The organism is Mycobacterium pinniadriaticum (genome assembly GCF_026242045.1).
GTDB lineage: Bacteria > Actinomycetota > Actinomycetes > Mycobacteriales > Mycobacteriaceae > Mycobacterium > Mycobacterium pinniadriaticum.
In genome coordinates, this window is sequence record NZ_JAPJDO010000029.1 from 73,842 (window position 1) to 81,187 (window position 7,346).

General features: G+C 65.0%; 5 protein-coding genes. All 5 read left to right on the top strand.

Annotated elements, in window-relative coordinates; translation table 11 throughout:
• Positions 1 to 181 precede the first annotated feature (181 nt).
• The 5 genes from ORI27_RS24800 (at position 182) to ORI27_RS24820 (ending at position 7,109) form a co-directional block, all read left to right on the top strand.
• On the top strand, positions 182 to 1,234 hold the full coding sequence (locus ORI27_RS24800; RefSeq protein ID WP_265999671.1) for a MinD/ParA family ATP-binding protein: 1,053 nt from the start codon (positions 182 to 184) through the stop codon (positions 1,232 to 1,234).
• Positions 1,215 to 1,970, top strand: a complete 756-nt coding sequence (locus ORI27_RS24805; protein ID WP_265999670.1) for a serine/threonine-protein kinase — start codon at positions 1,215 to 1,217, stop codon at positions 1,968 to 1,970. Before ORI27_RS24800 ends, ORI27_RS24805 begins: the two co-directional genes overlap by 20 nt.
• Positions 1,971 to 2,346: 376 nt before the next feature.
• Complete coding sequence (locus tag ORI27_RS24810; protein ID WP_265999669.1) at positions 2,347 to 2,562, top strand: hypothetical protein; 216 nt, start codon at positions 2,347 to 2,349, stop codon at positions 2,560 to 2,562.
• On the top strand, positions 2,559 to 4,007 hold the full coding sequence (locus ORI27_RS24815) for an ApeA N-terminal domain 1-containing protein (RefSeq protein ID WP_265999668.1): 1,449 nt from the start codon (positions 2,559 to 2,561) through the stop codon (positions 4,005 to 4,007). The genes ORI27_RS24810 and ORI27_RS24815 overlap by 4 nt, the downstream gene beginning before the upstream one ends.
• Positions 4,008 to 4,358: 351 nt before the next feature.
• Positions 4,359 to 7,109, top strand: a complete 2,751-nt coding sequence (locus ORI27_RS24820; protein ID WP_265999667.1) for a DEAD/DEAH box helicase — start codon at positions 4,359 to 4,361, stop codon at positions 7,107 to 7,109.
• Positions 7,110 to 7,346 lie beyond the last annotated feature (237 nt).

Genomic DNA, 7,346 nt, shown 5'->3' on the forward strand with positions numbered 1-7,346 from the left:
CAGGTCACATCGGCACTCGTCAACGTCGTCGTGACCTGCGTTGAAGCGAGGTCTGCGACTTTGCGCAAACTCTGGTCGGATTCTTATTTTCGTCTCTCGCCCAAACCGACAAACGGGTGAGGAAGTGCGAGTGCAAAGCCACAAAACGTCGATCTCGGGGCCGCAGGCGATACTGAACACGATGACCGATCGCGACGACTACCGGCGTGACCACCCCCGTCAGGCCCCGCCGGGGTACTCCGGGCCTTCAGGGGGGCCGCCGACCGACCGCATCCCCCGCATCCAGGCTCAGCTGCCCTACCCCCCGCTGCCGGTGCCCCCGCCGTCGCGTATTCCGAAGCCGACACCGTCCCATGGGTGGCGCCGCGGTGTTCATGCGGCGACGTTCGGGTTGGTGAATCCGGGTCCGTCACGTCAGGAGCGGCGCCAGGCGGTGATGGAGGCGATGATCTCCGCCCCGCTGCGGGGCCACTACAAGATCGGGGTGCTGGGCAAGGGCGGGGTGGGCAAGACGACGGTGGCCGCCAGCGTCGGGTGCGTGCTGGCCGAGTTGCGCCGCGGGGACCGGGTGGTGGCCGTGGACGCCGACACCGCGTTCGGCCGGCTGGGCAGCCGGATCGACCCACGCGCCGACGGCTCGTACTGGGAACTGGCCAAGAACAAGAATCTCCAGTCCTTCGCCGAGGTGCTCACCCGGATGGGCAGCAATTCCTCAGGGCTGTTCGTCCTGGCCGGCGAGAACGGCAGCCGCCGGGGAATTCTCGACCCCGCGATCTACCGGGAGGCCACCATGCGCCTCGACCGGCACTTCACGATCTCCATCGTCGACTGCAGCTCGACGATGGACGCCCCGGTCACCCAGGAGGTGATGCGCGACATGGACGCGCTGATCGTGGTGTCCTCGCCGTGGCCGGACGGGGCCTCGGCGGCCGCGCAGACTCTGGAATGGCTTGCCGCCCACGGCAGGACCGGACTGATGCAGCGCACAGTGATCGTTCTCAACGATTCCGACGGCCACTCCGACAAGCGAACCCGCAACGTGCTGGCCGACCAGTTCCGCTCGCGGCGGCAGGCGGTGGTCGAAGTCCCGTTCGATCCGGGCCTGCGTCCCGGTGGGGTGATCAACAACACCGGCGAAATGTCCACGTCCACCCGGCGGGCCTTCGTCGAAGTGGCAGCGGTTGTTTCGCAGTTCTTCGCGACGATTCCTCATCGTGGACCCCACGCCCGCTAGCATCGGCGGATACCCGATCCAATCGGTGCTCGGCACCGGTGGGACGAGCACGGTCTACCTTGCGCGACACGCTGATCACCTGGTGGCACTGAAGGTCTTCGACTCCGGACGCCGCTGGCCGCCAACTCTTGCCCATCCCAATATCGTGCCGGTGTACGCGAGCGGCGAGACGGCGTCGGGACAACGCTGGACGGCAATGCAATACGCGCCCGGCGGCGACGCCGACACCGAGCTGCGAGCCGGGCGGATGCCCCCGGATCGCGCGGTACGGATCATCGCCGCGGTCGCCGAGGCCCTGGACTTCGCCCACTCCCACGGCGTCGTGCACGGCGATGTGAAGCCGTCGAATTTCCTACTCGACGACCATGACCGGGCGTTGCTGGCCGATTTCGGCGCGCCGCCGTTCGCCGAAGACGGGATGGTCCTGACGTCGGCAGCCTACGCGTCGCCGGAGATGTTGCGGGGTGCGGACGTCGACGGGCGTGCCGACGTCTATTCGTTGGGCTGCGCGCTGTTTCGGCTGCTGACCGGCAAGCCACCGTTCTTCGACGCCGCTTCCAAGGCCGAAGTGGTGGACTGCCACCTACACCGGCCCGCACCATGCGTCACGACGTTCGCGCCCTGGCTGCCCGCGACGATCGACGCGGTGGTCGCCAAAGCGATGGCCAAGAACCCCGCCGAGCGCTATCGGAGCGCTCGCGCGTTGGCGGCCGAGGCGGCCGAGGCACTGCGGTGAGCGATGAGTTCAACTGGGTTACCAATGTGTTGGCCACGGCGCGGACAGCTACTTGTGTTAGCTCGGACAAGCCTTACGCGCTTCTCCCGGCAGCGACGCACGGGCGCTTCCGGCAGTCCGGCACCTCCGAGTCGATCCCCACCGGTCGAACACGGTTCGGTATATCGAGGATCGCCATGCACTCGTCGGCCGAGACAACGGCCAAGGTGACGATCCTCGCCGGGCTCGCGAGCGGGCGCACCTTCGGGCACTGGCCTAATATGCCAACGTGCCAGACCAGCTGGTGCAGAGTCGACTCGCCGACCCACTCGCTGAGTGGTGCGATATCGGCAAGATGCAAGCACCTAATTGATCGGGTACTGGCAGAAATTCAGACATGCCCCCCGACACGCCGAAGACGGGGAGCTTCAGCTTCTACCCTCGTCTGGTGATGTTCACGCCGTTGCACCGCAGCCTCGGTCTGGCACCAATCGGACCTACCGACGAAATTCTGGACCAGGCCGCCGAGGCGGGCGTGACGGAGAGCTACGACTTCGACTGGAAGTCCGAGCTACCGGCTCAAAGCGGACTCGGGCGCGTGGGATACCGATGAGACAGTGTGAGTCCCACCGGTTGACTGGCTGGTTTCACCTGCCTGAGTCCCCTAGCACCCGCATACCGGGTGTTTTGGACTGGCAGCCCGATGGTGGTGCAACCCTCGAACTGATTGGCGGCTTCTCCGGCCAGCCCAAGTTTCGGCGAACTGATACCGGCGGATTCGTGACCAGTCAAGTAGTCGGCGACGTGCGGTCCGGAACGATCCTGGGAGAGTCCGTCGACGGAGAACGAGTGTCCATCTGGGACGCCCAGCGTGGCCGGTACACCGCCGGACTCACCGATGGCATTCGGGAGGAAATCTGGCATTCCTCGTGGATGTGCATCGGAGCCCACATCGTCAGCCCACAGGAGCCTGGTTTCACCCGAGCGACCATCGCCATCGATGAGCTCTACTACCTCACTGATGACGGCCGGTTCTGCGCGCCACAGGGGGCGCAAATTGAAGGCGTCGAACATCCGGGTGAGACGCAGCCGGATGGGACTCTGTTGGTGCCATATGTCTTCCCCGTTATCGGCGGCTATCGTGCCGAATACGCACGCGCCGACACCGCCGATACCCGCTACACCATCACGACGACGGCGACCCGACCGTTCCTGAGCCCCGCGACGGCAGCCTGGCCGGACCTGAGGCTTCAGATGATGACCACCAACCTGCGAAAGGGCCCCACGGTCAACCTGCAGGTTAGTGCTCAGGCCTCAATTTATTTGCCGGACAGTTCATCCGGGCCCGCTTCCGACTTTGTTGAACGGATTGCCGCCATCGATGACCTCGTTCAACTAGCCACATTCGAGGCTTGTGGCATCTCTCAGATCTCTCTACGTACCCGCAGTGACGAGAAGGTCTCCCTTCTGATGCACACCGGCAAGGTTGCGCGTCCCGAGGATGCCCACAAACCAGCATCTGTCGTGTTCACTCTCGCCGATGTTTCGCTGGAAGCATTCATGCAGGCGCGACGACGTTTCACCGACGGCAATCAGGCAGGCTACGCCTGGAGCGTCGTCGTAGGCCTATGCGGATACACCTCTGGCCTCGTCGAGGAATACGTGAGCCAGGCACTTGCCGCGGCCGAGGGGTTCCACCGCTGGTGCCTCAACGGCGGAAGCAACGTTTCGTTGAAAGATCGCCTTCGAGCACTACATGACGGGCTCGCTCCCGAGGTGCAGGCGGCGCTCGGCCTCGACATCGAACCGTGGGTCGGCTGGGCCGTGTGGGCACGCAACCACGTTGCGCACGGTGGGACGAAGAGTTGGCGTCAGATCCGCGACTACTTCGAACTCCACGCAGTTGCCGAATCGGTTCATTTAATGACGTACCTTGCCGCACTACAGGAATTCCGTGTACCGACCGAAAACGTTCGTGATGCCCTTCTTAACCACCCTCGATTGAAGGTGCTGGCTGAGCAGTCCTCACAAGTCAACGATTTGGGCGCCGCCAACTGATAGTCAGCCCGTGCTGCAATCCTTCAGCGCCACCACCGCAGTCACCCGATGCCAACCGCCGTTCTGCGCCAGTATGTCTTCGACCTTTCACCGCGTCGCGACCTAAGCCGAAGAGCCCGCATGCCCGCGACTCGGCGCCAAAGTCGAACGCAGCAATCGCGCTCCCCCATCGCGGAACGAGAAACGTCAGATCAGACACAGACAAGATCGGTAACGGCATCGGCCCGACAGCACCACCGATTGGCCGATCCTCCCTCCCCCGCAGTTGATTCGCCATACGAGCTGCGCCGGCTGGCCAGCGCGCAGGCTTCACGGATTGGCTTGTCGACAGAGATCCACACGGGGGCCGGGATGCACACCATTACACCCGAAGCGGACAATGACCGGGTGGTCTCCGAAGAACGCAAGCGCCCTCGGTTTCGAACTCGTAGCGAACCCGCCGTAGTGGTCGCCGATCCCGAGGCTTTGTTCGGAGAACTCCCTCGCACGCCTGCGGGTGTCGGCGCGTTGTGGTCGCACCAGGCAGACCAGCTGCGGACCTACGCGGCCGACCACGTCAAGAGCCAGGACGTCGCCTTGGAACTGCCGACGGGCTCGGGCAAGACGCTCGTGGGTCTACTCATCGCCGAATGGAGACGGCGGTCGATGAGCCAGCGAGTGGTGTACGCCTGCCCCACTAAGCAACTGGCGCAGCAGGTATTCGACAAGGCCACGGCTCAGGGTGTGCCCGTGACGATGCTTCACGGTTCGCACCGGTCCTGGGCGGCGGCGGATGTCGCGCGGTATTCGATGGGCGCGGCCGTTGCAATCAGCACCTACTCGACCATCTTCAATCTCAAGCCTCATCTGGGCGACGCGCAGACATTGGTCTTCGATGATGCACACGCCGCCGAGGGGTACGTCGCGGATGCGTGGGCGTTGAGCGTCGACCGCGCCGAGGACGCCTACCATTTGCTCTTCGACCAGTTCGGCGACATTTTAGAGCCGGCATTCGTGCAACGTATGGTCGCACCGGACAGTCCGACCGGAGACCGCGGTGAGGTGCGTTTACTCCCGGTCACTGCCGTTGCGCGCAAGGCCGTTGACCTCGATCGCATCCTGTCGGCGCTCACCGGTGACGCCTCCTATCGGTTCAACATGCTGCGTGCCAATCTCGCGTCATGCCTGATCTATGTATCCCGTCGCGAGTTCTACATCCGTCCTATGATCCCGCCCACCTTCGAGCACGACGCGTTCGTCGGCGCAGCCCAGCGGTTATACCTCTCTGCGACCCTCGGTGACGCTGGCGAGCTCGAGCGCGCCTTCGGCCGAACAGGGATCAAGCGGGTCAAGGTACCCCCGGCCTGGGATCGAGCCGGCAGCGGCCGACGCTTTTTTGTATTCCCCGAACTCGCCGAACCGCCGAGGGCCGAGGACACGGCATCGATAGAGGGTGACTCGGCCAGTTCCGAGACCGCCGGCGGCGGGCAGCACGATGCCGACTCAGCGGAGGTGGACCCAAGCGAGGAGCAGACCCAGGATGTGGTGGCAGAGAGGTCGACTGCTTTCGATGTCGTTGAGCAGTTGTTTGATCTAGCGGATAAGCGGCTGGTGCTCACACCCGACGACGCAGCTGCCGTCCGCATCGCCGACACCCTGGGCATCCCCGCTGCCGAGCGTGTCGCGGCCAACAACCGCGACGGCTTGCGCCCATTCCTTGAGGCAGAGCGGGCTACTTTGCTGGCCCCCAACCGCTACGACGGGATGGACCTGGCAGCCGAGTCCTGCCGCATGATGCTGATGGCGGGTCTGCCCCAGGCATCTCATTTGCAGGACCGGTTCCTCGAAACACGCCTCGGCGCCACGGAGGTCCTCGAGGAGCGTGTCCGCACGCGCGTCCTGCAGGGTGCCGGACGCTGCACGCGCGGACCCAACGACTGGGCCGTGGTCGTCGTCTACGGCGACGAGGTACTCCGGTTCCTGTCCCGAGCCGAAGTGCGCACCGCCCTACCCGTCGAACTGCAGGCCGAAATCCAGTTCGGTCTCGACCAATATGGTGTTGCAGCCGAGGACCTCGTGCTGCTCGCCGAAAGCGCTCTGCGCCAAGACGACGTGTGGCGCGAGGACGCCGAGCCGGAACTGGCCCGAATGCGCCGTGATTCACACCGTGTCCGTCCTGCCAACGCCGACGCGCTGGCCCGCAGCGCAGAACGAGAGGTACGTGCGTGGGCGGCGGCGTGGCGGCAGGACTGGGAAACTGCGACCCGAGCCGCCATCGATGTCCTCGAACACTTGACCGCTGAGGGGCTTCGGCCCTATCGAGCGCTGTGGGCGTATCTCGGAGCGGCCTGGTCGGCGCTGGCGGCCGCACAAGACGGCGATGTGGTCGCCACCGAACGAAGTAGCGAACTGCTGCGCCGGGCACGCCGAGCAGCGACACGCACCACCTGGCTTACTGAGATCGAACCCCGCCTCGGCGAGCAGGTCGACGCCGACCCGGTCGACGAGGCGGCTGTTGAGCAGATCGTCGGGCGCCTGCGCGGAGCCCTGGCCTCTGCGGCCAAGTACACCCGTCGCAGCAGCGAGATGCTCTCGCAACTCAGCCAGACCGTCGCCACTCCTTACGAACTGGGGCTGTCGGCTCTCGGCGAATTCCTTGGCGCCACCGAATCATTCAAGCCCAAGCGGCAGGGTCGGGCGGACGCCGTCTGGATTTTCGCCGATCTGTGGATCACCGTCGAGGCCAAGAGCGCCCAACTGACCGACGGCGCGCTCAGCATGGACTACGTCCGCCAGACGAACACCCACCTGGCGTCGGAAGCTGGCGACCGCTCGGCCGATTCAGCACCACCGGGCAGCTTCTCGGTCATCGTGTCGCCACGCGGCGTCGTCGAGCCAGATGCCGTCGCTATCGCCGAGCCCTTCCTCCACATCGTCGACCTGCGCCTTATACTCGATATCGCCCACGACGCGGTCCGCGCCTGGAACCAACTACGAGGGCTCGCCCCCGGAACCGCGGGCGAGGCGTTGCACCGGGAAGCAGCCCAGGTCCTGTGGGAGCATCGTGTGCTCCCGACCCAGCTTCGCGAACGCCTCAGCATTCAACCGATCCGCCGCGTGTGAACGGCGCCGCCTGACTGTCGGCCATGCCAGGAGGGAGACCCGCGGCGGGGTCATTGGTGTCCCGTTCGCAAGAAAGGACTGAATCAAACTTAGCGAGTCTCCGAACGAGCCGTTGTTATGGTTACCGGCTCTTCGCAGTTGAGGGTGTAGCGGTGGTCGGCGCGTCGTTGCCGGGATAGGGGTCGAGGTCTTCCGAGGATGGAGGTTCCTACGCCAGCCATCCGAAAGACCTCGACG